Below are 24,642 nucleotides of genomic sequence, written 5' to 3'. Positions count from 1 at the left end.
GGCACCCCGCCCCGCCTTCATATTTGCGGCCCCGATACCACGCAGTTCTGGATTTGAAAAGCTGCGATTGACGCGCCCGGATCATTCCGGCATGGGAGGGCATGCTTCGTTTTGATGATATCTCTTACTCCGTTGCCGGACGCCCGCTAATCGAACACGCCAGCGCCACCATTCCCGAGGGTCACAAGGTTGGCGTTGTTGGTCGCAACGGCACGGGTAAAACCACCCTATTCCGCTTGCTGCGCGGAGAGCTGGTGCTAGAAACCGGTGAAATCAACCTGCCCTCTCGCGCCCGCATCGGCGGCGTGGCGCAAGAAGTGCCCAGCAATGAAGTGTCTTTGCTGAACACGGTGTTGGCCGCAGACACCGAACGCGCGGCGCTTTTGGAAGAGGCAGACACCGCCACCGATGGAACCCGCATCGCCGAGATCCAGACCCGTCTGGCCGACATTGATGCCTGGTCTGCCGAGGGGCGCGCCGCTTCGATCCTAAAAGGCCTGGGTTTTACTGACGAAGAACAACAGATGCCCTGCTCGGCCTTTTCAGGCGGATGGCGTATGCGGGTGGCGCTGGCGGCGGTTCTGTTTTCCCAACCGGATTTACTGCTGCTCGACGAGCCAACCAACTATCTCGACCTCGAAGGCGCATTGTGGCTGGAAAACTATCTGACGCGCTATCCCCACACGGTTTTGATCGTCAGCCACGATCGTGGCTTGCTCAATCGCGCTGTCGGATCGATCCTCCATCTCGAAGATCGCAAACTGACTCTCTATCAGGGCGGCTATGATAACTTTGCCCAGACCCGCTCGGCAAGGTTGGCTGCTGCTGAGTCTGAGGCGAAAAAGCAAGATGCCCGTCGCGCGCATCTTCAATCTTACGTCGACCGTTTCCGTTACAAGGCAGATAAGGCGAAGCAGGCGCAAGCCCGGATCAAGGCGCTGGCCAAGATGCAGCCCATCAGCCGTCCGCAAGAGGCAGCTCTGCGCAAATTCAGTTTTCCGACACCCGAGGAACTATCGCCACCAATCGTTCGGCTAGAGAACGCTGGTGTTGGATATGATGGCAAAGCCATTTTGAACCGGTTGGATCTGCGTATCGATCAGGACGACCGGATCGCTCTTTTAGGGAGAAACGGAGAGGGGAAATCTACTCTTTCCAAACTATTATGCGGAAAACTTGAAGCATTGGGCGGCACGTTGCATCGCTCTTCCAACCTTCGGATCGGATACTTCGCGCAGCATCAAGTTGAAGAACTTCATCTGGACGAGACGCCAATAGATCACGTGCGTCGTTTGCGCCCGGAAGAGCCCCCTTCCAAGCTACGCGCCCGTCTTGGCGGCTTTGGCATCGGATCGGAACAGGCCGAGACGTTGGTCAAAGGTCTATCTGGTGGGCAAAAAGCGCGCCTATCACTGATGCTGGCCACAATCGATGCGCCACATATGTTGATCCTCGATGAACCGACCAATCACCTTGATATCGAAAGCCGTGAGGCACTGGTCGAGGCGTTGACCGCTTATTCCGGTGCGGTGGTTTTGGTTAGTCACGACATGCACCTGCTGTCACTCGTCGCGGATCGGCTGTGGCTTGTCAAAGACGGCCGCGTCGCGCCCTATGAAGGCGATCTGGAAAGTTATCGCGCGATGCTGCTGGAAAACGCCAAGCCCGCCAAGTCCGAGCCCAAGGCGAAACCTGAAAAGCCCAAGCGCGCCTCACGTGACGCCATCCTATTGCTGCGCAAGGACGTCAGGAAGTGCGAAGAGCGCGTTGAAAAGCTTAATGAAATGCGGAACAAGATCGCCAGTCGACTTGCTGATCCTGCAATGTATGATGACGCCAAGGCAAACGATGCGGCGCAATTGCAAAAGAAATACTCCGAAGTGATGGACGGCCTTGACCGTGCTGAAACACTGTGGATGGCCGCACTGGAGCGTTTAGAAGAAGCGGAGAATCCGCAATGACGGCAATCGATCCAAACTTTCTGATCACGGCCTTTGCCACCCTGTTTGTGATCATCGATCCGATTGGGTTGGCCCCCGCTGTTCGTTGCTCTCACGCAGGGTATGAGCCCGCAAAAACGTCGCGCCATCGCCTTCCGTGCCTGTTTCACCGGAGCGGTGTTGCTGATCGTCTTTGCTGCCTTTGGTGAGGCTGTGTTGGGGTTTATCGGCATTTCCATGCCTGCCTTTCGCATCGCTGGTGGGATTCTACTGTTTTTGACAGCCTTGGACATGCTGTTTGAACGTCGAACAAAGCGGCGCGAAGACCGTATTGAAGAAGACGACGAGGACGAAACGGATGATCCCTCAATTTTTCCACTGGCAATTCCGCTGATTAGCGGCCCTGGTTCAATCGCAACCGTCATTTTGTTGGCAGGTGAGAATCCAGGCGCGCAGGGTTTGGCCACTGTAATAGCGGTCATGTTGGGTGTGATCGCAATTGTGTTGATGCTTTTCCTGAGCGCAGGAATGCTGGAACGCGCCTTGGGGCGCACAGGCACAAATGTAATCACCCGATTGTTGGGCATGTTGCTGGCTGCTTTGGCCGTGCAGTTCGTTTTGGATGGATTACGGGGTTTTGGCCTAGCAGCGGGCGTCTAGAGTTCCTATATCTTTGATATGACAGCAGATGATACCGCCAGCCTAATTTATCTAGCCATCCTTGGGTCCGCCGTTGTGTTTTGGTTTCTTGTACAGAACCGGAACTCTCTGGGGAAAATCACACAACAAGCGCTAATTTGGGGGCTGATTTTTGTTGGAATCATCGCCGTGTATGGCCTGTGGGAAGATATTCAATATACTGTAAATGGTCAGCGTGCGAGCATCGTGAGCAGCGAGAGCGTTACCCTGCCCCGCGCGCAAGATGGGCATTACTATTTAGAAGCCGACGTTAACGGCGAACCGATTCAGTTTGTCATAGATACCGGGGCCAGCCAGATCGTCTTGGCGCAAAAAGATGCGATCCGGGCGGGTCTGGACCCGGATGAACTACAGTACTATGGCCGCGCATTCACCGCGAATGGCGAAGTCCGCACCGCACCGGTTAAATTAGATAACTTCAAGATCGGCCCATTCGAGGATCGAAATATCGGTGCCGTTGTGAACGAAGGTGATTTGGATCAATCGCTCCTCGGGATGGATTATCTACAACGCTGGAATAGTGTTGAGATCAGCAACGGCAAAATGATTTTGCGGCGTTAATCTATCCGCTTTCCGCTTTTTTCTGCCAGTTCCCGCTCTCTTCCGACCAATACTGTGCCGAGCACCCTGCCACAGTCAGCGCCTTCCATTGGCCGCGCGCGACATTCAGTGCCTCAGGGTCATTTCCATCAAACAAGATGCACACGCGTTCGAGTGCTGATACTTCATCCGCACTCACTTCCGCACCGTCAATGATCATCACACATTGCGCCAAATTTGAGGCCTGTTGTTCCGTCGTCAACAAGATCGGTTGGTCTGTGTCATGTGAGCCTCCCGACAAGCCGTGCGGCAAGAACCCTTCCTCAGGTCCCAACCACAGTTTTTCATCGAGCCAGTTCAGGCGCGCCTGATCCGTGCCTCGCACGGCCACACGCAAACCGGCACCAAGGGCCTTTTCCAGCAACACCGGCAAGGTCGCCTCAAGCGGCTTGCGCGTCAGATGATAGAAATAGGCCGCCCCCATATCATCCCGCCTCGTATTGATCCGCGACAAGTCGATTGAGCGCCATCACCCCCCAACCAGATGCCCCCTTGGGCGCATATTTTGTATCAGAACTCACGCTGGCCACCCCTGCAATATCGAGGTGGATCCAAGGCATCTCATCTTCAATGTAGCGCTGAAGAAACTGACCCGCGGTGATCGAACCAGCGGGACGTCCACCGATGTTTTTCATGTCGGCGATATTGCTTTTAAGCATATCGTCGTAAGCTTGCGCCAACGGCATACGCCACGCGCCCTCGCCTTCGCTCTCAGCTGCACGCAGGAACGTGTTGCTTAGTTTGTCATTGTTGGAAAAAACACCCGCCATTTCATGACCAAGGCCGATGATGATGGCACCAGTCAGCGTGGCCAGATTTATAATGCCGGATGGTTTATAGGTTTGCTGAGCGTACCAGAGGACATCCGCCAATACCAAACGCCCTTCGGCGTCTGTATTTATGATCTCGACGGTATCGCCTTTCATCGAGGTCACAACATCTCCGGGGCGGGTTGCTCGATCTGACGGCATGTTTTCCACCAAGCCAACCAGCCCAACAACGTTGGCCTTGGCTTTGCGACGCGCCAGCGTGTGCATCACGCCAGTGACAACACCGGCACCGCCCATATCCATGGTCATCTCTTCCATGCCAGCGGCCGGTTTGAGGCTGATACCACCAGTATCGAACACGACACCTTTGCCCACCAATGCCAGAGGGGCGTCGTCTTTTTTACCACCCTTCCATTCCATGATGGCAACTTTGGAAGGGCTGGCACTGCCATGTCCGACCGATAGCAACAGGTTCATGCCCAACTTCTCAAGCTCATCTTCTTCCAGAATCGTGATTTCAAGGCCAAGGCTTTCCATAGCGGCAATACGATTGGCAAATTCAGTTGTGGTCAGGTGGTTGGCTGGCTCGGACACCAGATCACGGGTCATAAAGACCCCTTCGCAAATTGCATCCTGCGCCACAGCTGCGCTCTGCGCTTCTTCCGGCTTCGCGACCATCGCAATGATCGGGGAATTGTTTTTCTGATCAGCTGTCTTATGAGCCGTGAAAGCGTAGCTCCGCAAGCGCAACCCCAAGACCATGTCCATTTCGTGCCGCACCTGCCCGGCCAACAACAGCGCCGCGGCTTCTCCCTTGAGCTTGCCCAAGGCCACACCGGCCTTGCGGGTTTCTTCAACGGACGCGTTTCGTGGCAGGCACACAACATCCAACGCCTCAGCCTCCAGTCCGACAGGCCAAGCCAGTGTTTTCACTTGCGCGGTTTTCATGTCGGACCATCGCTCACTTTCGACCAGCCGCTTTAACGCGCCCTTGGTCAGACGGTTCACCCTGCGGGCCGCCGTATCCATCTTGCCGTCCGGCGTGATGATCACCGCAACGCGGCCCTTGGATTCGGCAATTTGGTCAAGATCAGTAGCAATAAAAGAGGCGGCGGCTGGCTGTGTCATATGCGACTCCGAAAATATGAATTCACATAGTCCTAGCGCGGCTTTGCCGAGTTGACCAGTTAGCAGTTTTCCTGCCCGATCAATTCCGCTAGGTTGCAGCGCAAGACCAAGACCAAAGGGAGAAACGCGTGACCAGATTCGACAGATACATGCTGTCGCAATTCATGGTTTTGTTCGGATTTTTCGCCCTTGTGCTGGTGTCAATTTTCTGGATCAACAAAGCCGTTAGAATGTTCGACCGGTTGATCGGTGATGGTCAACCTGCATGGGTTTTCCTTGAATTCACCGCACTAACTTTGCCTGCTGTGATTGGAGTTGTACTGCCCATCGCCGGTTTTGCCGGCGCGGTTTACGTAACCAACCGCCTGAGCACGGAAAGCGAGCTAACGGTTATGCAGGCCACGGGTTACTCTCCGTGGCGAATGATGCGGCCAGTTGTGATCTATGGTCTTATCTTGGCGGTGATGATGTCCATTCTCACGCACTTCCTGATCCCCAACAGCTTGAAAACGCTGCGCATGCGCCAGGCGGAAGTCGCGCAAAGTATTTCCGCTAAGTTCCTGACCGAAGGGGAATTTCTGCACCCTGCGAAAGGTATCACCTTCTACATCCGCGAGATAACACCTGAAGGGGAATTGCGAAATGTCTTCCTTTCTGATCAACGTAACAGAGAAGAACCCGTCACCTATTCTTCGACCAAGGCATATTTGGTACCTGAAGGAGAGGGCACAAAGCTGGTTATGCTCACCGGGTTATCACAAACCTATGATCGTGAAGCCAATCGATTGTTCGCCACACATTTCGATGACTTCTCCTATGACATCAGCACCCTTGTTTCGCGCAATCCACAAAACCATGAACGCCTTGAATTCGTTTCGACGGGTGACATTTTCATGTCTTCCAGCGACGTCGCAGAACGCACGCACGCACCCATTGAACACGTGCTTTACGAAGGGCACAGCCGTATTCAACAGGCGCTACTTTGCATCATTGCCGCGATGATTGGGTTCGCTACCTTATTGCTGGGAACCTATAGCCGCTTTGGTGTCTGGTGGCAGGTCGTAACTGCGTTCTTGTTACTTGTCGCTGTGAAATTGGTCGAAGGCGCTGTATCTGGCGCAGCACTTTCAAGCCCGACAATGACTTGGTTGATATATCTTCCGGTCCTCTTTGGTGTGGGCATTACAATCGTGCTGCTATATTGCGCCTCTAATCCTGGCTTGTTCAGGCGGTTGTTAAAACGTAAAAACATTCGGGGTCCCGCATGATTTTGCACCTCTATTTTGCACGCAAATTCCTGTGGACGTTCCTTGGAATCATGGGTGTTTTCGTTGTCATTCTTGCCTTGGTCGACTTGGTGGATGAGCTACAGGACTACCCGGACCTTCCATTTTGGGATGTGTTTGAAGTTGTCTTGCTGAACTTACCCCATGCCAATTACGAAATTCTTCCGCTTGTGTTGATTCTTGCATCGGTCGCTTTGTTTTTGCGCCTGGCCCGTTCCTCCGAATTGGTCGTGGTGCGCGCCTCAGGTCGCTCCGCAATGCGCGCGCTGTCTGCACCAGTGACAGCCGCTGCCCTCATTGGGGTGGTCTCAGTTTTGGTCTTCAACCCCTTAGTGGCAGCCTCTTCCAAGCGCTACAATGATCTGGTCAATAAATACAACGGCGCAGGGTCCAGCGCCTTGGCCATCACCGCCGACGGGCTGTGGCTCAGACAGGGTACAGAATCCCAGCAAACCGTGATTCACGCGGTCAGCGCCAGCTCGGACTTGGGCACCTTGAATGATACGACATTCATGACCTTCACGCCAGCCGGCGAGCCAATTCAGCGCATTTATGCGAAATCTGCCCAATTAGGGCGCGGTGAATGGATTTTGCATGACGCTAAAATCTGGCACCTTGAGCGTGACACAAATCCTGAGGCAAGCTCCGAATTAGTCGAACGGATGACATTGGCGTCTCCGCTAACGCAAGAACGCATCTTGGATAGTTTTGGCAAACCCGAGTACATCCCAATCTGGGAGCTCCCAGCCTTTATCGATCAGTTGGAGCAAGCCGGGTTCACTGCACGCCGCTATGCTGTTTGGTTTCAAATGGAACTCGCCCGTCCGTTGTTCTTCATGGCCTTGGTCATGATTGCGGCGGCTTACACGATGCGCCATACGCGTCTCGCCAACACAGGCGTTTCGGTATTGTCCGCAATCATGTTGGGCTTCACTTTGCACTACATTCGGAATTTTGCGCAGATATTAGGCGAAAATGGTCAGATTCCGGTGATGCTAGCGGCTTGGGCTCCTCCCGTTGCATCATTGCTCCTTGCACTTGGCATATTGCTGCATAAGGAGGATGGATGAAAAAGGCCGCTTATCTGTTTTCCGCCATTTTGGCCTGCACATCCGCATCGTTGGCTCAAGAGAACACCGTCCCACAAAGTAACGATGCCCAAGCAGTCGTCCCGCAAGTGCAGGCTGCAGTTTTGGTGGCCGATGAAATATTTCTGACCGATAAGGACACACTTGTCGCCAGCGGGAATGTCGAAGCTTTTCACGGGGGCCGTCGGCTCAAGGCGCGATCCATCACCTACGATCAAAGAACCGAGCGTCTGCATCTGGAAGGACCGATCACGCTTCAGGAAGACGGTGGCACAATTATTTTGGCAGATGCGGGTGAGCTTGACCGAGACTTCACCCGTGGTCTTCTGACCGGCGCACGCGTTATCATGAACGATCAGCTACAACTGGCGGCCAACGAAATGCGCCGGATCAATGGGCGCTATGCACAACTCTACAAGGTGTCAGCAACGTCTTGCAAGATTTGCGAAGATGGCAAAGCACCCCTGTGGCAAATCCGAGCGAAACGCTTGATCCACGATCAGGAAGAACGCCAACTCTATTTCCATGACGCGCAATTTCGCGTGCTGGATGTGCCGGTATTCTACTTCCCGCGTCTTCGGATGCCGGATCCAACGCTTGACCGCGCACGAGGCTTTCTGTTTCCCTCTGCCACAAGTTCCACCACTTTAGGGACTGGTGTGCGCACCCCCTATTTCATTCCCTTTGGCGACGACAAAGATCTGACGCTGACTCCATTCTTGACCGATAAAACCAGAACGCTTGAGTGGCGGTATCGACAGGCATTTCGAAACGGGCGGATTGAGTTCGAAGGTGCTTACTCCAACGATGACATTAGTCAATTGGATCAAAACCGAGCCTATATTTTTGGACAGGGCCGCTTCAACCTCAAGAATGATTTTAAGCTAACATTCAATATCGAAGCCGTGACCGATGACAACTATCTGCTGGACTACGGCTATTCCGACAAGGATCGCCTGCGCAGCGGGATCGGAATCGAGCGCGCGCGTCGGGACGAATATATCCGAGGGGGGATCAACTACTATACCTCTCTTCGGGCGGATGAAGCCGATACATTCGTCCCTAACTTTGTCTTAGACACCGACTATCAGCGTAGATTTTTCCCGGTTTCCCTGCCTGGCGAGCTTCGGTTTAGCGCGCAGGCGCACAGCCATACCCGTCCATCTGATTCCACCGAGGATGGCGCGGACTTCGACAGTTTCGCCGATGGACGTGACGTTAGCCGCCTAACCACCAACCTAGAATGGCTCAATAATTTGACTGTTGGCAACGGTGTCCTTGCAGAAACCCGCGTGGCGCTTGCCTTTGACGCCTTTCTGATCGAACACGCCGGCGATACCAGCCAGTCAGACGCAGTCGAACTCACACCTGAAGCGGCTGTCAAACTCAGCTGGCCCCTACTTAAATCTGAGAAAGGCGGTGCGACGCAGATTTTGGAACCTTTGGTTCAACTGGCGTGGGTTGGTGGAAGCAATCCGGATGTTCCCAACGACGAGAGTACCATTACTGAATTTGACGAGGGAAATCTATTTGCATTCTCGCGATTTGCGGCCCCAGATCGCCGTGAGAGAGGGTTTGCGGCAAGTTACGGTGCAACTTGGACGAGGATCGATCCGAAAGGATGGCAAACGTCTTTTGCTTTGGGGCAGGTCATACGCGAAACGCAGCTTTACGAGCCAAACGGCGAAACCAGTTTCAGCAAAACCTCTGGCCTACAAAATCGTTTTTCAGACATACTTGTATCTGGCCAGTATCGCAACAACAGAGGCGTGACCCTCACTGCTCGAGGCTTAATTGATGATAACTATTTCGTTCCAAAAGCTGAAGGTCGGCTAAGTTGGCAGAACAATTTGGTCAATGTTGGCCTGACCTATGTTTGGCTTGAAGAAGACCCGGCTGAAGATCGAGATGAGAATATTTCAGAATGGGCCATCGATGGCACTTATCGGATAGCGCGTCACTGGACCGGCAGTGCAGAATGGCGCTATAACGCCATTGACGATGAAAGTATTCGGGCAGGTGTGGGTGTGAAGTATACGAATGAGTGCGTCGATATCAAATTATCTGCGTCACGTCGCTTTACATCGACGTCCACCCTCGAGCCTTCAACTGACATCGATCTAACCGTTGGTATTCGCGGTTTTTCAGTTAATTCAGGTGACGACAGTTACACTCGGACATGCAGGAAATAAACACCATGAAAGCAAAATTGCGTAACGTTCTGGCGGCGGCCAGCCTGCCGATGCTTCTGGCAACAACTGCTTTAGTTGCACCTGCTAATTTCGCAGCCGCCCAAGGGCAGTATTCTGCGGTCATCAAGGTCAATGACCAAGCAATCACAGGTCATGAACTGGAGCAACGGGCGCGTTTGCTGACATTGTTTCGTGCGCCGGGCGATCCAAACAAGTTGGCGCGTGAACAGCTGATCGAGGATCGATTGAAACTCGATGCAGCCCGGTCGAGTGGCTTAATACTGGAAGACGCTGATATTACCGTCGCAATGGAAGAATTTGCGGGTCGCGCAAATATGGATCTGGCCCAATTTGTCGACACGCTTGGGCAAGCGGGGGTATACGAGTCCAGCCTCCGCGAATTTGTACGCGTAGGTGTGACTTGGCGCGAGTTGGTCAGGGCGCGCTTTGGTCCCCGGGTATCGGTGAGCGAAACAGATTTAGACCGTGCCCGTGCGTCCCTGTCTGGCCGATCGAGCGTGAGGGTATTGCTGTCAGAAATCATCATTCCAGTGACCCCCGAAAACGCCGAACAAGCGCAACAAGTGGCCGCGAACATATCAGAACTCGAATCCACCTCTTCCTTTTCTCAACAAGCCAGCGAGATTTCTGCGGCTGGTAGCCGGGACCGCGGTGGTCGGTTGGAATGGATGTCGATTGGAGATCTGCCCCCAGCTGTCAGATCCGAAATTATTGGCCTTGCCCCCGGTGAAGTGACACAGCCTCTGCCCATCGATGGTGCGATTGCTTTGTTCCAACTGCGGGACATTGAGGAAACCGGCACGCCAAAGCGCGAAGTGGAATCGATTGAGTATGCCGCCTATTACATCGCAGGCGGCCGGAGCGAGCAGGCTCTGGCACGCGCGCAGCAGGTCAAAAACAAAATCGATGTCTGCGACGACCTATACGGCATTGCCAAGGATGAACCTCCAGAGGTTCTGGAACGTGGCACCAAGGCTCCGGCAGAGATTCCACAGGACATTGCCGTTGAACTGGCCAAATTGGACCAAGGCGAAGTTTCGACCAACCTGACACGTGCCAATGGGCAAACACTGGTGTTATTGATGATGTGCGGGCGCACCTTCAAAATCGACGGCGAAGGCCCCTCGCCCGAACAATTGACCGGTTTCATCCGCAGTTCCCGTCTGGAATCCTTTGCAGATGGATATCTGGAACAACTGCGCGCCGAAGCGCGGATCGTTGATCTCAAATGACGGCACCGGTCGCACTCAGCTGCGGCGAACCGGCTGGAATAGGCCCGGAACTGGCAGTGAAGGCTTGGGAAGAGCTCGACAGTCGCGTGCCCTTCTTCTGGGTAGGTGATCCGTCTCACCTGCCTCAGGGAACCCTATTTCGCGAAATTGAAACGCCCGATCAGGCACATGCGGTTATGAGTGAGGCGCTACCTGTACTCGCGCATCGCTTTAACGGCCCGCTGACCGCTGGTGTCCCGAATCCAGATCACGCTCAGCATGTGATTGATGTGATTGCCCGTTGTGTTGACCTGGTGCAATCTGGGCAAGCCTCTGCGCTCTGTACAGCGCCGATACACAAGCAGGCGCTACAGGATGGGGCTGGCTTTGCCTATCCCGGGCACACCGAATACCTTGCCTCGCTGGCGGGTGTTGAGCGCAGCGTCATGATGCTGGCCAGCGACCAGCTCCGCGTTGTGCCAGTGACCATCCATATTGCAATCAAGGACGTCCCTTCGCGACTGACAGCATCTTTGCTGGAAGAAACGTTGCGCATCACTCATGCCTCCTTGCAACGCGATTTCGGCCTAGAGAACCCACGTATTGCCGTTGCCGGGCTGAACCCGCATGCCGGAGAAGGTGGAAAGATGGGGCAGGAAGAAATCACCCTGATTACCCCGGTGCTAGACCGCCTTCGGGCTGAAGGCCTGCAAATTGTCGGGCCGTCCTCTGCCGATACCATGTTTCATGTCCGCGCTCGGGCTGGGTATGATGTCGCCTTATGTATGTATCACGATCAGGCTTTGATCCCGATCAAGACGCTCGATTTTGATCGCGGCGTTAATGTGACATTGGGCCTGCCGTTCATCCGGACCTCCCCGGATCACGGCACTGCGTTTGACATCGCGGGCAAAGGTCTCGCCAATCCGACCTCCACAATCGAGGCACTGAAAATGGCAACCGATCTAGCAAAAAGGCGCAACGCATGAGCCAGATTGATACCCTGCCCCCTCTCAGGCAAGTGATTGCAGATCACGAACTGAGTGCGCGGAAATCATTGGGACAAAATTTTCTGCTTGATCTGAACCTGACCTCGAAAATCGCACGCCAAGCGGGCGACCTCTCAGAATGCGATGTGCTTGAAATCGGACCCGGCCCCGGTGGTCTGACCCGTGGTTTGCTGGCCGAAGGTGCGCGCCGTGTGTTGGCCGTGGAAAAAGATACGCGTTGCCTGCCAGCACTCAACGAAATCGCAGAAGCCTATCCCGACCGACTGATGGTCATCAATGCGGATGCGCTTAAGTTGGATCCCAGTGACCAGTTGGTGCCCCCAATCCGAGTCGCCTCGAACCTGCCCTACAATGTAGGGACCGAGCTGTTAATCCGCTGGCTCACACCGCCCAGCTGGCCGCCTTTCTGGCAAAGCCTGACATTAATGTTTCAGCGCGAAGTGGCAGAACGGATCGTGGCCAAACCCGGATCCAAAGCCTACGGAAGGCTTGCTGTTCTGGCTGCATGGCGCTCAGACGCAAAGATCGCCATGCACTTGCCGCCAGACGCCTTTACACCTCCCCCCAAAGTATCCAGCGCTGTGGTGCATTTGGATGCCTTGCCAGAACCGCGTTACCCGGCTGAGCTAAAGCAATTGGAAACTGTGGTCGCCCGTGCGTTCAATCAACGCCGCAAGATGTTGCGCGCAGCGCTCAAAGGCATGGCTCCTGATATCGAGGACCGTTTGATCGCTGCAGGTATTAAGCCCACAGATCGCGCCGAGACGGTAGACCTTGAGCAGTTTTGTACACTCTCCAGAATCCTAAACACTTGAAAAGCAGCACAAGTCGCACGGCATGAAAAAGCCGCTCTAAAGAGCGGCTTTATTGTTCTCGCAGACTTAAGCTTACTCCGCCGCTTCCGGTGGCTCTGAATTATCTCCCGCTGCAGGCGCCGTTTCTTCGGGCTTTTTGCGCGGTTTGCGCGGGCGCTTCGGCTTGGGCGCTGGTGCCATCTCAGGCGTTTCGACCAGACCGCTGTCACCATCTACAACAGGCATATCCACAACATCAGGCTGTGGTGTATCCATCAGGTCAGGCGAGGCATCCTGAATAACATCAGGCTGCTCATCGGTGGCACCCTCTTCTGACTCGCGTTCCTGGCGCTTGGCGCGTTCGCGATCCCGCTCGGCCTGACGTTCGCGATTCTGGCGCTCCTGCTCTTCTCGGCGGGCTTCCTGTTCTTTCTGAGCCGAACCCAAGAGACGCAAATAATGTTCCGCGTGCTGCTGGAAGTTTTCTGTGGCAACGCGGTCGCCAGACAACTGCGCATCGCGAGCGAGTTGGTTATACTTGTCAATGATTTGCTGCGGCGTGCCACGCACCTTGCCTTCAGGCCCCGAGCTATCAAAAACCCGGTTGGTGACATTACCCATGGAACGGTTGCGGTTTTGTTTGTTCCGCGAACGTGGTTTGGAAGATCTCATGTGCTCTGGCTGTTCAGCTCTGTTTAAATCTGTGTCGTTTAAGTTTGGGCTCGCAACGCTCTGCGTTGAATAAGAACCCTAAACTGACATGTCTTGAGTTAACATCTGGTGGGACAAAACGATCAGATCGTCCGCAACCCAGACACCTAATCAATAACCATGCCTCTCATTTGCTTACAAGGGCAAAGTGTCACTTTCTCAAAGTTTACATGTTTTTATTGGTAAAAATCGCGTAATTTAACGAATTTCATGGCCAAAATCCGCTCACGACGCGGTCCCTTCCATCGAGATCTGGAACAATATTGACCTCTGCGAATCCCGCATGAATAAAGAGCTCGACCACCGCTGCACCTTGTTGCCATCCGATTTCGACAAGCAATCGCCCGCCTGATACAAGATGCCGACCCGCCTGCTCTGTGATGGCCCGATACGCAACTAAACCATCGCCCTCATCTGTAAGAGCCATTCGCGGTTCATAGGACAGTTCCGGTGACAGTTCTGCCATTTCGTCAAGTGCGATATACGGCGGATTTGAAACGATTAAATCATATGTCTCATGTAAGGCCGCATACCAATCGCTGTGTTTGAATTTTACGCGGTCGGATAGGCCCAAGCTTTCGGCATTTTGACGCGCGATCGTTAACGCCTCTCTCGACATGTCTGTGGCAACGGCTTGCGCATTTGGTCGTTCGGCCATCAAAGTTAGGGCAATTGCTCCACTTCCTGTCCCCAAATCTAAAACACTGGCGAATGGGAATTCCAAAGCTGTTTCGATCAAGGTCTCGGTTTCCGGACGTGGGTCGAGCACATCCCCAGTAACCGTGAACCAACGCCCATAAAACGCGCGCCCGCCCACCAGATGAGAGACAGGAACACATTTCGACCGGCGGTCGATGTACCCCATGAAACGGGCCTCAGCCTCAGTGCTAAGATCGCCATGCAAATGCAAGGTGAGCCGCCCCGGTGCCACGTCCAATGCAGCCGCCATCAAACGCCGAGCATCCCGGTTTGCGCCGTCGATTCCAGCTTCTCTCAACGTCGCAATTCCGCGCAAAAGCGCGTTTTGAACAGTCATTCCATATCTGCCAACAAGGCAGCCTGTGCGTCTGCCGTCAGCGCATCAATGGTTTCATCCAGATCGCCGTTCATCACCTGATCCAACTTATAAAGTGTTAGGTTGATCCGGTGATCGCTCACCCGGCCTTGGGGGAAATTGTAGGTCCGAATGCGTTCAGACCGATCCCCAGACCCCACCTGACTGGCGCGATCTGCCGAGCGTTCGCTGTCAATCCGCTGGCGCTCCAGATCATACAGCCGGGTTTTGAGAACCTGCATCGCAATCTCGCGATTGCGATGCTGTGATTTTTCAGAGCTGGTCACGACGATGCCAGACGGCAAGTGGGTGATCCTCACAGCCGAATCCGTGGTATTTACGTGCTGCCCCCCCGCGCCGGAACTGCGCATGGTATCGATGCGCAAGTCGTTGGCATCAATATGAATATCGACATCTTCGGCCTCAGGGAGCACCGCAACTGTCGCAGCCGACGTGTGAATACGACCACCCGATTCCGTTTCAGGAACCCGCTGCACACGGTGCACACCGGATTCATATTTTAGTCGCGCAAAAACATTTGTGCCTTTTACGTGGGCGACGACCTCTTTGATACCACCCAGTTCGGTCTGGCTCTCTTCCAGAATTTCAAAATTCCAGCCCCGTGCTTCGGCATAGCGCTGGTACATGCGCAGCAGATCGCCGGCAAAAAGAGCGGCCTCTTCCCCACCCGTTCCCGGACGAATTTCAACAATCGCAGGGCGTGCATCTGCCTTGTCCTTGGGCAGAAGCGCCAATTGCAGTGCTTGCTCCATTTGCGGCAGGCTGTTTTGTAACTCAGAGAGTTCTTCCTCAGCCAATTCCTGCATCTCGGGGTCGGCCAGCAGGGCCTTGGCCCCCTCGATCCCATCCAGGACCTCTTGATAGGCGCGAATTTGGTCCACCACCGGGCGCAATTCGGCGTACTCTCGGCCCAACTGCGCGATATCGCCACTGCCTTCGGCCATCTGCGCCTCGAGAAACTCGAAGCGCCGGTTAATTTCCATCAATCTGTCTAGAGGTACCATATGGTTCGTGTCTCTCATTCGTAGGGTTTGGTCAAGGGCGCCTAGCGTGGTATACTGACCCTATGAAACAGCTTTTGATCTTTCTCTTGGCCGCGACCCCGGCGATAGCTGATGTCTCCATCAACGGCAAAACCATCGATTGCTATTGTACCGACAAGAACGGCAGCCGCTTGGAATTGGGTGAGATGACCTGCCTGCAGGTCGATGGCCGGATGTTCATGGCGCAATGCCAGATGTCGCTCAATGTGCCGATGTGGCGTGAGATCTCGGAGGGGTGCCTGTCATCCTCGCTCGATCAGCAATCGCAGCCAATTATCGATGCGAGTAGCGTTGACAGCAAAATCTGAGCGCCCAAACCGCGAACGGCCATAGATTTCAAGTCTCCCACCACGGAGCCGCGCTGTGGTGTAATCTGGAAATCCCCATAACTTGGACCGACTAACATAAGTGACCATGCCATCGTCGACACTTCCTGCCAATCTTTGCGTGCTTGGGTCTTGTAAGGCGATCTCATCGAAGTGCTGCAACTGAGTTTTATCACCCCCCTCTACCACCCGCATCGCACCGCCTTGCATGTCGACATGGGCGATATTGTCAGGCAGGTTGTGCCACTTCTGCAGATCTGAGGGCGCAAGGCGTACGTACAGGCCGAACGCCAGCACGCCCCCTATTATGACCCAAAGCAGAAAATTCATGATCACGCTTTACGATTACGCTGGTTCCAGCCCCAGAGACAGATCAACTCGGTTGCGACATGGGCCCCGGCAATTGCTGTGGCGCCTGTTGTGTCAAACGGAGGTGAAACTTCGACAATATCACCGCCCACCATGTTGATGCCCGCTAGATCACGAAGCATGATCGCGGCCTGTGCACTGGTCAGACCACCCCAGACAGGTGTGCCGGTGCCGGGCGCATAGGCGGGATCGAGACCATCAATGTCAAAGGTGACATAGGTCTGGTGATCTCCGAGAATCTCTTTGATTTTTTTAACCGCTTCAATTGGTCCGCGCTCATGGACTTCGCGCGCGTCAATAATGTTGAAGCCCATTGTATCCGGATTGTCAGTACGAATCCCCACCTGAACTGAGCGGGTTGGGTCAACCAGACCAAGTTTCACGGCTTTGTACATGAAAGTACCGTGGTCGATACGAGCCATATTATCATCTTGCCAAGTATCCGTATGGGCATCGAACTGCAAAACTGACAACGGAGCCCCGAATTTTTCGGCATAGGCCCTCAGAATCGGTAAGGTGATAGAGTGGTCACCACCCAAGCAAATACTGCCGGCTCCCGCATCCAAAATTCCACTAATATGATCGGTTAGAACATCTGGAAAATCGCTCACCATGGCGTAATCGAATGCTACATCACCGTAGTCGACGATACTGAATTTTCCCAACGGATCGTAGCCCCAGCCATAGGGCGCATCCGGGCTCTGTAAGGCACTTGCTTCGCGTATTGCGCGCGGTCCCAATCGTGTGCCGGTCCGATTTGTCACAGACTGGTCGAATGGTACCCCCGTCACCGCCAAGTCAACGCCGGTTAGATCCTTCGTATATCGCCTGCGTAGAAATGAAGTGGCACCGCTAAAGGTATTTTCAAAACTTAACCCACGTTTATCCTTGCGAGTAAAGGCGTGGTCCACCTGATTTTTCGCGTCTTCCAGTCCCATGCTACCCTCAGATTCGAAATTTGATCAAATTATCTCATACCCTAAAGGCTGCGCTCGTTCTACTAGTCTTGCAAAAAAAGACGCCCCCACTGGCGCTACGTCATCGTTAAAGTCAAATCCCGGATGGTGCAGCGCTGGTCCTTCCCCTTGGCCCAAAAAGAGATAGGCTCCGGGGCGTTGCTCAAGCATGAAAGAGAAGTCCTCGGCCCCCATTTCGGGTGCGCGATCCGTTTTGACCTGATCCACACCCGATATTTCGCGGGCAATCTCAGCCGCAAACTCCATTTTTTCGGCATCATTCACGGTCGCAGGATAGCCGCGCTCGATGGTCAATTCAGCTTCCACGTCATAAGAGGCCGCCTGTCCCGCCACGAGACCCTCAAGGCGGCGCCAGACCATGTCCTGCACCTTTTTGTCAAATGTGCGGATCGTTCCATTGATATAGGCTTTGTCCGGGATGATGTTTTCTGCGCTGCCTGTGTGAATTTGTGTGACAGACACCACCAATTCATCGCGGGCATAATGGTTACGACTGACAATACTCTGAATGGCCTGCACCATACTCGCCGCAGCGATAACCGGGTCGCAAGTTTCATGCGGATATGCACCGTGTCCACCTGTGCCTTGTATATCGATATGGAACGTGTCAACCGCCGCCATCACTGGGCCGGCAACGGTATGGAATCCGCCCGGTTCAATGCCCGGCATGGTATGCAAAGCATAAACCTGATCGACGTTATATCGCTCTAGTATCCCCTCTTCGACCATCACCTTTCCGCCCCCGGGCCCCTCTTCCGCAGGTTGAAAAACCAATGCAACCTTACCTGAGAAGTTTCGTGTCTCAGCCAAGTATTTTGCAGCCCCCAAAAGCATGGTTGTATGCCCATCGTGGCCACAGGCGTGCATCTTGCCCTGCACCGTTGATGACCAGTCAACACCGCTGCTCTCCTCAATCGGCAACGCATCCATGTCTGCGCGCAGCCCAATGACGGGGCCGTCACCCTGTCCATTAATCACGGCGACCACGCCCGTTTGGGCGATGCCTTCCTCGATGTGATCCACACCAAAGGAACGGAGTTGCTCCACAACGAAGGCCGCAGTTTCATAGCAATCAAACCCTAGCTCCGGGTTTTGATGCAGATGTCTCCGCCAAGTCGCCATTTCATCAGCAAACCCCGCAATTCTGTTTAACACCGCCATATCACTGGACTCCTACTCAATTGACCGTCACCTTTCACAGATAGGTACAGAAGGATAAATTGCGATGGCTGACAACCCTTTGATTCATGATCCTATCGGCGGAATGCCGCGCTTACTGGAAATCATGCGCAAGTTGCGTGACCCCGAATCTGGCTGCCCATGGGATATTGAACAGGATTTTGCGACCATCGCGCCCTACACCATTGAAGAGGCCTATGAAGTCGCGGATGCCATCGAACGCCAAGAATGGAGCGAATTGAAATCCGAACTTGGAGATCTGCTGCTGCAAACTGTTTTTCATGCTCAGATCGCTCAGGACAAAGGCTTGTTTGCCTTTGACGAGATCGTAAATGGTATCTCCGACAAAATGGTTGCCCGCCACCCGCATGTGTTTGGAGATGAGAACAGAAACAAGTCCGCCGAGCAACAAACCAAGGACTGGGAGGCCATCAAGGCAGCCGAACGCGCTGCCCAAGCACAGAACGGCGTATTAGATGGGGTGGCTGTTGGCCTGCCGGCACTACTGCGCGCGGTAAAGTTGCAAAAGCGCGCTGCGCGTGTGGGATTTGACTGGCCAGAAACCACTCAGGTTCTGGATAAGATTGCCGAGGAAGTTGCCGAGTTGAAAGACGCCTCAGCGAATAGTACGCCTGATCATGTTGAAGAAGAATTCGGCGACTTGCTTTTTGTCATGGCCAATTTAGCACGGCATATGAACATCGATCCAGAATCTGCCCTACGCCGGGCCAACGCCAAGTTTACCAGACGGTTTGAAAGGATCGAAGCTTTGCTGGCGCAATCCGGGAAAGCGCCACATGACTCAGATCTCGAAGAAATGGATGCTCTTTGGGATCAGGCAAAGGCCGAAGAAAAAACCCCGCAGGCACAATCTGCCTGACGGGGTCATACTCACTAAAATTTTCTGCACCTTCGCGTTAGATGGCGCGTCCCGTATGTGACATCAAAGGCTGTTCTTCCTCATCCGCATAAAACGGGATCGCTTTCGCCAATTCACGCAGGGACCGATGTTCACGCGAAATTGCGATCAGGCGGTTTTCTTCACCAACCATTTTCACCAGATCCCCAAGGGAGGGAGGCCGCTCGGACCAGATCTCGCGGATATTGCGACGACGGTCTGAAACCCTCACGCAGTACCGAGAGATGTACAAAAGAGCTTTCTCTCTGTTCCGCTTTGCGGCCTTCAACATATTTTTACCAGAACCGTACACAACAAGCGATCGACCGGATGGCTTGGTATAACTGACACTCTCTCTCAACATTTACTCCCCCCAAAGGCACTCGTTACATCCCACTCAGCATGTAAAAGCCTATCCACAAAATGACACAAAATAAACATTTTTGCCTTATTTGCGTCACAATTGCTTAAAATCATATACAATTTCATACATTGGCTCACGATTGTTTACCCTAAGGAACCACAATCAACCCTATCGGGTTGAGTTAACAAATAATTCAACTGACAACATTCCGTGCCAAGCGAAAATTTACGAAACAGATTCGCTCGTGTGCGCCACGAATATGTTCTTCTCATTTATGATCGATGGTTAAAGTCGTCTCAAATTTGGTTGCGATCTGTTTTCGCAACTGCAATTAAGCGGTACAAATGCCATGTCGCGTGCCCCATTAATGGGAGTACGATAAACAGACCTAAGAAGGCTGGCAGCATCGCAAGAAATGTCAGAGCAGCAATTATTGCTGCCCACATAAGCATTGGCACCGGATTCTTCAGGACGACTTGGAAACTGGCAATCATCGCTGTGACAAAATCCACCTCCCTGTCCAACAAGAGTGGTAAGGAAACAACTGTAATCATATAGATCAACAGCGCAAAGACACCGCCCACCAAGGTTCCGACCCCAAGCATGCTCATCCCCTCCGCAGTCGAGTAGATTTCAAAAGAGGAGGACACATTTGTCATTGTTGACAGACCCAAGAACAGTGCAAAAATCATATGGGCCAAGAAGAACCAGAACAGGAATACCATTAAAATGATGACACAGATCGATGGCAGCTGGCGTCGCCTTTGTTGCGCGATCACTCCGAAAATTTCAGATGATATTAGCGGCTGTCCCATTTCCAATCTGTGGCTGACCTCATATAGCCCTACCGCGGCAAAGGGTCCGATCAATGGAAATCCGACTGCAGCGAATACCAGCCAATAGCTTTGACCGGTCCAAATTGTAATCCACGCCAGGATCCAGCCAAAAACCACATAGAACGCAGAAAACACTATGGCGTAGCCCGGCGCATAGCGCAAATCAGACCAGCCTTTTTGCAAGGCATGCCCCAGCATAGAAACGGTTACTGGCCTGAATTCAGGAAGGCCAAGAGGTTTTTGATCCGGCATGCCGCTCTCCTTTGGCAGCAGCTTACCGTCAATGTCAATCTTATCAAGCGTTTAGAGAGAATTTACTCGCCCTGCGCTTCTGCGCGGGATTTGCCGCTGACATTCATCGCCAAAGTGGCGGCCATGAATTGATCCAGATCGCCGTCAAGAACCCCTTTGGTATCCGAGGTTTCGACGTTGGTTCGCAAATCCTTAACCATTTGGTAGGGTTGCAGAACATAAGACCTGATCTGGTTGCCCCATCCCGCATCACCCTTGGCTTCATGCGCTTCGTTTATGGCCTCATTGCGGCGATCCAACTCCATCTGATAAAGGCGCGATTTCAGCGCTTTCATCGCGATATCGCGGTTCTGGTGCTGGGACTTTTCTGAACTGGTCACAACAATCCCAGTCGGGTGGTGCGTGATCCGCACGGCCGAGTCGGTGGTATTAACGTGCTGACCACCCGCGCCTGAGCTGCGATAGGTATCAATGCGGATGTCAGCTGGGTTTACTTCGACCTCGATATCATCATCTACCACGGGATAGACCCAGACAGAGCAGAACGACGTATGACGCTTGGCGGCTGAATCGAACGGTGAGATCCGCACCAGACGGTGTACGCCGCTTTCTGATTTCAGCCAACCATAGGCGTTGTGCCCAGAGATTTTGTAGGCGGCAGATTTGATCCCTGCTTCGTCGCCCGCGCTTTCCGATTGCAATTCAACACTGTAGCCGCGCTTTTCTGCCCAACGCACATACATCCGCGCCAGCATCGAGGCCCAGTCGCAGGACTCTGTGCCCCCTGCCCCGGCGTTGATCTCTAGGAAGGTATCGTTGGCGTCCGCCTCACCGTTCAAGAGCGCTTCGAGCTCCTTGGAGGCGGCTTTTTCTTTCAGCACCTTAAGGGCAGATTCCGCGTCAGAAACGACCTCTGCGTCGTCCTCCATCTCACCCAGCTCAATCAACTCAATATTGTCCGAAAGATCCTGCTTGATTCCGTCGTGCGTCGCCAGCGCATCAACCAACGCCTGACGGTCGCGCATCAGTTTTTGCGCCTTGGCGGGATCATCCCAAAGGTTCGGGTCTTCGACACGCGCGTTGAATTCTTCCATCCGGTGCTGGGCTGTTTCCCAATCCATCCGCTGACGCAAAAGCTCCAGTGAATTTTCGATCTCAGCCACGTCTGATTGGATTTCCGCGCGCATCCCGCTGCTCCCTGCTCATCTCAGATGCGGGTGATAACCCAGCATCGCGGCCCCGACAAGACAAGCGGGATGATATCCGTGAAAACGCGTCGAAAAATCTTAGTAGAGCCCGCCGGAGCTTATTGAACCAAAGGTGGCCTTCCTGCCAACCTTGGCCTTTTGCCCGGTTGATGTGGTGACTTCCTGTACCGTTTCGCCCGCCTGATAGAGATCTAGGTCATCGCCCATGGCAAAGCCACCATCAAAGATATAGCCAAAGATTGTATCTTCACCATCGCGGAAATACTCCGCCACAACGTAATCTCCCGTAGCGTCATCCGGCAGGCGTGCGCCAGAGAACCGGTCAATGTTGATGAAATGTCCACCGGGCGGGATGGCAAAGTCGGTTCCGCCAAATTTGGCGACAGCTTCGGTCATGAACTCCTGGAACACCGGGCCACACATCGAGGAGCCATATGCGCTCCGCCCCATCGGCCGTGGCTGGTCATAACCAATATAACAACCGGCAACGATGTTGCTGGTAAAGCCAATGAACCAGACATCGCGAGCCTCGTTGGTGGTTCCGGTTTTACCCGCAACTGGGACCGGCAGGTCGATTGCACGCGAGGCTGTGCCGCGATCAACGACCCCTTTCATCATCGATGTCAGCTGATACGCGGTGATCGCATCCATCACCCGCTCACGATCAGAGACGATTTTCGGGCTGCGGTGGCTTGGGATATTGGGGTCGCTACAGTCGACACATTCACGCGGGTCGTGCGCGTAAACTGTCTTGCCATAGCGGTCTTGCACCCGGTCCACCAGCGTCGGTTCCACGCGTTCCCCACCGTTGGCAAACATCGCGTAAGCTGCAACCATCTTGTAGAGTGTCGTTTCTTCGGACCCCAATGAGTTGGCCAGATATGACCCCATATGGTCATAAACCCCAAAGCGTTCTGCATAGCCTGCAACCACATCCATGCCGACCTCTTGCGCGAGACGAATGGTCATAAGGTTTCTTGAGCGTTCAATCCCTGTGCGCAACGGCGTTGGGCCATAGAATTTGTTGGACGAGTTTTTCGGCCGCCACAGCCCCTGAGGCGTGTTGATCTCAATCGGAGCATCAACCACGATGGTCGCAGGAGAATAGCCGCTATCCAGCGCCGACGCATATACAAACGGTTTAAAACTGGAGCCTGGTTGACGCTTGGCTTGCGTCGCGCGGTTAAACACTGAGTTCTGGTAGCTAAAACCGCCCTGCATGGTGATGACACGGCCAGAGTTGACGTCCATCGCAACGAATCCACCCTGCACCTGTGGCACCTGCCGTAAAGTCCAGCGAACGAATGATCCATCTTCGTCTGAAGTCATGCGGCGCACATGCACGACATCGCCAACTTTGAACGTGTTTTGGAAATCCTTGGGCAACCAACCGATGTCGTCACGTGGTATTACGGATGGCTCAGCCTCAGTGCTCTCGACATCTTCTATCCCAAGCTTCATCTGCTGATCTTGTATCTCAAGCACGACAGCCGGATACCATTTGCCATCAAGATCGACATCGCGCGCGACTTCGACATTCGCCAGCGCCTCGCGCCAACTAGATTCATCAGCCAGAACTTCTGCGGGAAGGGTTTTCCCGGTCCCGCGCCAGCCACCACGGCCACGGTCGTATTTCTCCAATTGGCGGCGCAAAGCTGCCGAGCCGATCACCTGCATCTGCGGATCAATTGTCGCGCGAACATTCAGGCCACCGCTGAAGAATTCTCCTTCACCGAAGTCTTCGCTAAGCTGGCGGCGAATTTCATCGGTAAAGTAATCCCGTGGCGGCAGGGTCGCCCGGTACGCGATAAAGTCACCATTCTGCACCGAGCGCAAAGGTAAGGCCACTTCGGTTTCATATTCGTCTGCGGTGATGTAGCCATTTTCCTTCATCTCGCGCAGGACAAAGTTGCGCCGGTCAAGCAGGCGCTCTTTTTCACGAACAGGATGATAGTTGCTGGGCGCCTTCGGCATCGAGGCTAGGAACGCTGCCTCATGCGGCGCGAGCTCCGTCAATGTCTTGTTGAAATAGGTCTGGGCAGCGGCAGTGACGCCGTAGCTGTTTTGCCCGAGGAAAATCTCGTTCATATAAAGCTCGAGAATATCTTCCTTATTCAACGTCTCTTCGATCCGGGTCGCCAGAATGATCTCTTTAATTTTACGCTCAATCCTTCGATCACCGCTCAGCAGGAAGTTTTTCATCACCTGCTGAGTGATGGTTGATGCCCCGCGTACATCTTTGCCCCGGCTTTTTGCTGCTTCGACGATCGCTGCTGCGATACCCCGCGCGTCATAGCCCGAATGGCGATAGAAGTTCTTGTCTTCAGCCGAAATGAACGCCTGCTTGACCATGTCCGGAATATCTTCAGCCGGGGTGAACAGTCGACGTTCCTGGGCGAATTCATCGATGATCTTCCCCTCGCCTGAATAGATCCGGCTGATAGTGGGTGGTGTATAGTTCGCCAGTGACTCATGGCTTGGAAGATCCTTGCCATAAATGTGAAAAATCGCACCAATACTCAACGCCACAACCATCACCCCAAGGGTGATCAGGGTGAAGAATGTTCCGAAAAAAGACAGGATAGGTCTGAGCACAGTAAACCCCAGTTACATTAAGCTTCTGATATAGGCACCAATTGGTCCCACGTCAAAGATACACAGGCCA

At 53.8% G+C, this 24,642-nt stretch carries 22 protein-coding genes and 1 pseudogene; 11 read left to right on the top strand and 12 right to left on the bottom strand.

Annotated elements, in window-relative coordinates; translation table 11 throughout:
- Positions 1–101 precede the first annotated feature (101 nt).
- The 3 genes and pseudogenes from abc-f (at position 102) to ROA7450_RS02040 (ending at position 3,200) form a co-directional block, all read left to right on the top strand.
- Positions 102–1,961 carry a ribosomal protection-like ABC-F family protein gene (gene abc-f / locus ROA7450_RS02050; protein WP_085803991.1) on the top strand — a complete coding sequence of 620 codons (1,860 nt, stop codon included), beginning with the start codon at positions 102–104 and terminating at the stop codon, positions 1,959–1,961.
- Positions 1,962–1,966: 5 nt separating this feature from the next.
- A pseudogene (locus ROA7450_RS02045) lies at positions 1,967–2,600 on the top strand (MarC family protein).
- A gap of 18 nt (positions 2,601–2,618) precedes the next feature.
- The gene (locus ROA7450_RS02040; RefSeq protein WP_085803990.1) at positions 2,619–3,200 is read left to right on the top strand and encodes a retropepsin-like aspartic protease family protein; all 582 of its coding nucleotides are present in this window, start codon (positions 2,619–2,621) and stop codon (positions 3,198–3,200) included.
- A 1-nt stretch (position 3,201) separates the two neighbouring features.
- Here the strand turns inward: ROA7450_RS02040 and ROA7450_RS02035 are convergent, their stop codons facing one another.
- Together ROA7450_RS02035 and ROA7450_RS02030 are read right to left on the bottom strand one after the other, a co-directional pair.
- A complete protein-coding gene (locus ROA7450_RS02035) occupies positions 3,202–3,663 on the bottom strand; it encodes a DNA polymerase III subunit chi (RefSeq protein WP_085803989.1) in 462 nt (153 codons plus the stop codon).
- A gap of 1 nt (position 3,664) precedes the next feature.
- Positions 3,665–5,137, bottom strand: a complete 1,473-nt coding sequence (locus ROA7450_RS02030; protein WP_085803988.1) for a leucyl aminopeptidase — start codon at positions 5,135–5,137, stop codon at positions 3,665–3,667.
- Between the two features lie 149 nt (positions 5,138–5,286).
- Here ROA7450_RS02030 and lptF point away from each other — a divergent pair, with 149 nt between their 5' ends.
- The 6 genes from lptF to rsmA are packed head-to-tail and all read left to right on the top strand — an operon-like array spanning position 5,287 to position 12,760.
- A complete protein-coding gene (gene lptF, locus ROA7450_RS02025; protein ID WP_085803987.1) occupies positions 5,287–6,405 on the top strand; it encodes an LPS export ABC transporter permease LptF in 1,119 nt (372 codons plus the stop codon).
- Positions 6,402–7,493, top strand: coding sequence for an LPS export ABC transporter permease LptG (gene lptG, locus ROA7450_RS02020; RefSeq protein WP_085803986.1), 1,092 nt, complete (start codon positions 6,402–6,404; stop codon positions 7,491–7,493). The genes lptF and lptG overlap by 4 nt, the downstream gene beginning before the upstream one ends.
- Positions 7,490–9,703: an LPS-assembly protein LptD gene (locus ROA7450_RS02015; protein ID WP_085803985.1), complete on the top strand. Its 2,214-nt coding sequence runs from the start codon at positions 7,490–7,492 to the stop codon at positions 9,701–9,703. Before lptG ends, ROA7450_RS02015 begins: the two co-directional genes overlap by 4 nt.
- Positions 9,704–9,708: 5 nt before the next feature.
- Positions 9,709–10,956 (top strand): peptidylprolyl isomerase, encoded by a 1,248-nt coding sequence (locus tag ROA7450_RS02010; protein ID WP_085803984.1) that lies wholly within the window; start codon positions 9,709–9,711, stop codon positions 10,954–10,956.
- Complete coding sequence (gene pdxA, locus ROA7450_RS02005; protein WP_085803983.1) at positions 10,953–11,924, top strand: 4-hydroxythreonine-4-phosphate dehydrogenase PdxA; 972 nt, start codon at positions 10,953–10,955, stop codon at positions 11,922–11,924. Before ROA7450_RS02010 ends, pdxA begins: the two co-directional genes overlap by 4 nt.
- A complete protein-coding gene (gene rsmA, locus ROA7450_RS02000; RefSeq protein ID WP_085803982.1) occupies positions 11,921–12,760 on the top strand; it encodes a 16S rRNA (adenine(1518)-N(6)/adenine(1519)-N(6))-dimethyltransferase RsmA in 840 nt (279 codons plus the stop codon). Before pdxA ends, rsmA begins: the two co-directional genes overlap by 4 nt.
- 72 nt (positions 12,761–12,832) lie before the next feature.
- Here the strand turns inward: rsmA and ROA7450_RS01995 are convergent, their stop codons facing one another.
- The 3 genes from ROA7450_RS01995 to prfA form a co-directional block, all read right to left on the bottom strand.
- Positions 12,833–13,411 (bottom strand): DUF4167 domain-containing protein, encoded by a 579-nt coding sequence (locus ROA7450_RS01995; protein ID WP_085803981.1) that lies wholly within the window; start codon positions 13,409–13,411, stop codon positions 12,833–12,835.
- 247 nt (positions 13,412–13,658) lie between these two features.
- A complete protein-coding gene (prmC, locus tag ROA7450_RS01990; RefSeq protein ID WP_085803980.1) occupies positions 13,659–14,486 on the bottom strand; it encodes a peptide chain release factor N(5)-glutamine methyltransferase in 828 nt (275 codons plus the stop codon).
- Positions 14,483–15,529: a peptide chain release factor 1 gene (gene prfA / locus ROA7450_RS01985; RefSeq protein WP_085803979.1), complete on the bottom strand. Its 1,047-nt coding sequence runs from the start codon at positions 15,527–15,529 to the stop codon at positions 14,483–14,485. Before prfA ends, prmC begins: the two co-directional genes overlap by 4 nt.
- Before the next feature lie 62 nt (positions 15,530–15,591).
- Between prfA and ROA7450_RS01980 the strand changes: the two genes are divergently transcribed.
- Positions 15,592–15,876: a hypothetical protein gene (locus ROA7450_RS01980; protein ID WP_085803978.1), complete on the top strand. Its 285-nt coding sequence runs from the start codon at positions 15,592–15,594 to the stop codon at positions 15,874–15,876.
- On the opposite strand, the gene ROA7450_RS21500 is transcribed toward ROA7450_RS01980, so the two are convergent.
- The 3 genes from ROA7450_RS21500 to ROA7450_RS01965 all read right to left on the bottom strand — a co-directional run bounded on the left by ROA7450_RS21500 (position 15,811) and on the right by ROA7450_RS01965 (position 18,401).
- A complete protein-coding gene (locus tag ROA7450_RS21500; protein WP_370738197.1) occupies positions 15,811–16,089 on the bottom strand; it encodes a DUF1499 domain-containing protein in 279 nt (92 codons plus the stop codon). The genes ROA7450_RS01980 and ROA7450_RS21500 overlap by 66 nt on opposite strands.
- A gap of 137 nt (positions 16,090–16,226) precedes the next feature.
- Positions 16,227–17,201 (bottom strand): agmatinase, encoded by a 975-nt coding sequence (speB, locus tag ROA7450_RS01970; protein WP_085803976.1) that lies wholly within the window; start codon positions 17,199–17,201, stop codon positions 16,227–16,229.
- Between the two features lie 24 nt (positions 17,202–17,225).
- Positions 17,226–18,401 (bottom strand): M20 aminoacylase family protein, encoded by a 1,176-nt coding sequence (locus ROA7450_RS01965; RefSeq protein WP_085803975.1) that lies wholly within the window; start codon positions 18,399–18,401, stop codon positions 17,226–17,228.
- Between the two features lie 64 nt (positions 18,402–18,465).
- Between ROA7450_RS01965 and mazG the strand changes: the two genes are divergently transcribed.
- Positions 18,466–19,299 (top strand): nucleoside triphosphate pyrophosphohydrolase, encoded by an 834-nt coding sequence (gene mazG, locus ROA7450_RS01960; protein ID WP_085803974.1) that lies wholly within the window; start codon positions 18,466–18,468, stop codon positions 19,297–19,299.
- A gap of 37 nt (positions 19,300–19,336) precedes the next feature.
- Here the strand turns inward: mazG and ROA7450_RS20705 are convergent, their stop codons facing one another.
- The 4 genes from ROA7450_RS20705 to ROA7450_RS01945 form a co-directional block, all read right to left on the bottom strand.
- Entirely contained in the window at positions 19,337–19,549 is a 213-nt protein-coding gene (locus tag ROA7450_RS20705; RefSeq protein WP_143534318.1) for a hypothetical protein, read from the bottom strand.
- Between the two features lie 428 nt (positions 19,550–19,977).
- Positions 19,978–20,769 carry a DUF2189 domain-containing protein gene (locus ROA7450_RS01955; RefSeq protein ID WP_085803973.1) on the bottom strand — a complete coding sequence of 264 codons (792 nt, stop codon included), beginning with the start codon at positions 20,767–20,769 and terminating at the stop codon, positions 19,978–19,980.
- A gap of 62 nt (positions 20,770–20,831) precedes the next feature.
- Entirely contained in the window at positions 20,832–21,956 is a 1,125-nt protein-coding gene (gene prfB, locus ROA7450_RS01950) for a peptide chain release factor 2 (RefSeq protein WP_085803972.1), read from the bottom strand.
- 99 nt (positions 21,957–22,055) lie between these two features.
- Positions 22,056–24,572, bottom strand: a complete 2,517-nt coding sequence (locus tag ROA7450_RS01945) for a penicillin-binding protein 1A (RefSeq protein WP_085803971.1) — start codon at positions 24,570–24,572, stop codon at positions 22,056–22,058.
- Positions 24,573–24,642: the final 70 nt, after the last annotated feature.

Source organism: Roseovarius albus, assembly GCF_900172335.1.
GTDB classification, from domain to species: domain Bacteria; phylum Pseudomonadota; class Alphaproteobacteria; order Rhodobacterales; family Rhodobacteraceae; genus Roseovarius; species Roseovarius albus.
The sequence above is the reverse complement of the archived record's forward strand: the minus strand, read 5'-3'. Positions and strand labels throughout refer to the sequence as shown.

What these genes read in the sequence shown, in the direction of transcription:
- abc-f (WP_085803991.1), top strand. Translation starts at nt 102, where the DNA reads ATGCTTCGTTTTGATGATATCTCTTACTCCGTTGCCGGACGCCCGCTA.
- ROA7450_RS02040 (WP_085803990.1), top strand. Translation starts at nt 2,619, where the DNA reads ATGACAGCAGATGATACCGCCAGCCTAATTTATCTAGCCATCCTTGGG.
- ROA7450_RS02035 (WP_085803989.1), bottom strand. Translation starts at nt 3,663, where the DNA reads ATGGGGGCGGCCTATTTCTATCATCTGACGCGCAAGCCGCTTGAGGCG.
- ROA7450_RS02030 (WP_085803988.1), bottom strand. Translation starts at nt 5,137, where the DNA reads ATGACACAGCCAGCCGCCGCCTCTTTTATTGCTACTGATCTTGACCAA.
- lptF (WP_085803987.1), top strand. Translation starts at nt 5,287, where the DNA reads ATGCTGTCGCAATTCATGGTTTTGTTCGGATTTTTCGCCCTTGTGCTG.
- lptG (WP_085803986.1), top strand. Translation starts at nt 6,402, where the DNA reads ATGATTTTGCACCTCTATTTTGCACGCAAATTCCTGTGGACGTTCCTT.
- ROA7450_RS02015 (WP_085803985.1), top strand. Translation starts at nt 7,490, where the DNA reads ATGAAAAAGGCCGCTTATCTGTTTTCCGCCATTTTGGCCTGCACATCC.
- ROA7450_RS02010 (WP_085803984.1), top strand. Translation starts at nt 9,709, where the DNA reads ATGAAAGCAAAATTGCGTAACGTTCTGGCGGCGGCCAGCCTGCCGATG.
- pdxA (WP_085803983.1), top strand. Translation starts at nt 10,953, where the DNA reads ATGACGGCACCGGTCGCACTCAGCTGCGGCGAACCGGCTGGAATAGGC.
- rsmA (WP_085803982.1), top strand. Translation starts at nt 11,921, where the DNA reads ATGAGCCAGATTGATACCCTGCCCCCTCTCAGGCAAGTGATTGCAGAT.
- ROA7450_RS01995 (WP_085803981.1), bottom strand. Translation starts at nt 13,411, where the DNA reads ATGAGATCTTCCAAACCACGTTCGCGGAACAAACAAAACCGCAACCGT.
- prmC (WP_085803980.1), bottom strand. Translation starts at nt 14,486, where the DNA reads ATGACTGTTCAAAACGCGCTTTTGCGCGGAATTGCGACGTTGAGAGAA.
- prfA (WP_085803979.1), bottom strand. Translation starts at nt 15,529, where the DNA reads ATGGTACCTCTAGACAGATTGATGGAAATTAACCGGCGCTTCGAGTTT.
- ROA7450_RS01980 (WP_085803978.1), top strand. Translation starts at nt 15,592, where the DNA reads ATGAAACAGCTTTTGATCTTTCTCTTGGCCGCGACCCCGGCGATAGCT.
- ROA7450_RS21500 (WP_370738197.1), bottom strand. Translation starts at nt 16,089, where the DNA reads ATGCGGGTGGTAGAGGGGGGTGATAAAACTCAGTTGCAGCACTTCGAT.
- speB (WP_085803976.1), bottom strand. Translation starts at nt 17,201, where the DNA reads ATGGGACTGGAAGACGCGAAAAATCAGGTGGACCACGCCTTTACTCGC.
- ROA7450_RS01965 (WP_085803975.1), bottom strand. Translation starts at nt 18,401, where the DNA reads ATGGCGGTGTTAAACAGAATTGCGGGGTTTGCTGATGAAATGGCGACT.
- mazG (WP_085803974.1), top strand. Translation starts at nt 18,466, where the DNA reads ATGGCTGACAACCCTTTGATTCATGATCCTATCGGCGGAATGCCGCGC.
- ROA7450_RS01955 (WP_085803973.1), bottom strand. Translation starts at nt 20,769, where the DNA reads ATGCCGGATCAAAAACCTCTTGGCCTTCCTGAATTCAGGCCAGTAACC.
- prfB (WP_085803972.1), bottom strand. Translation starts at nt 21,956, where the DNA reads ATGCGCGCGGAAATCCAATCAGACGTGGCTGAGATCGAAAATTCACTG.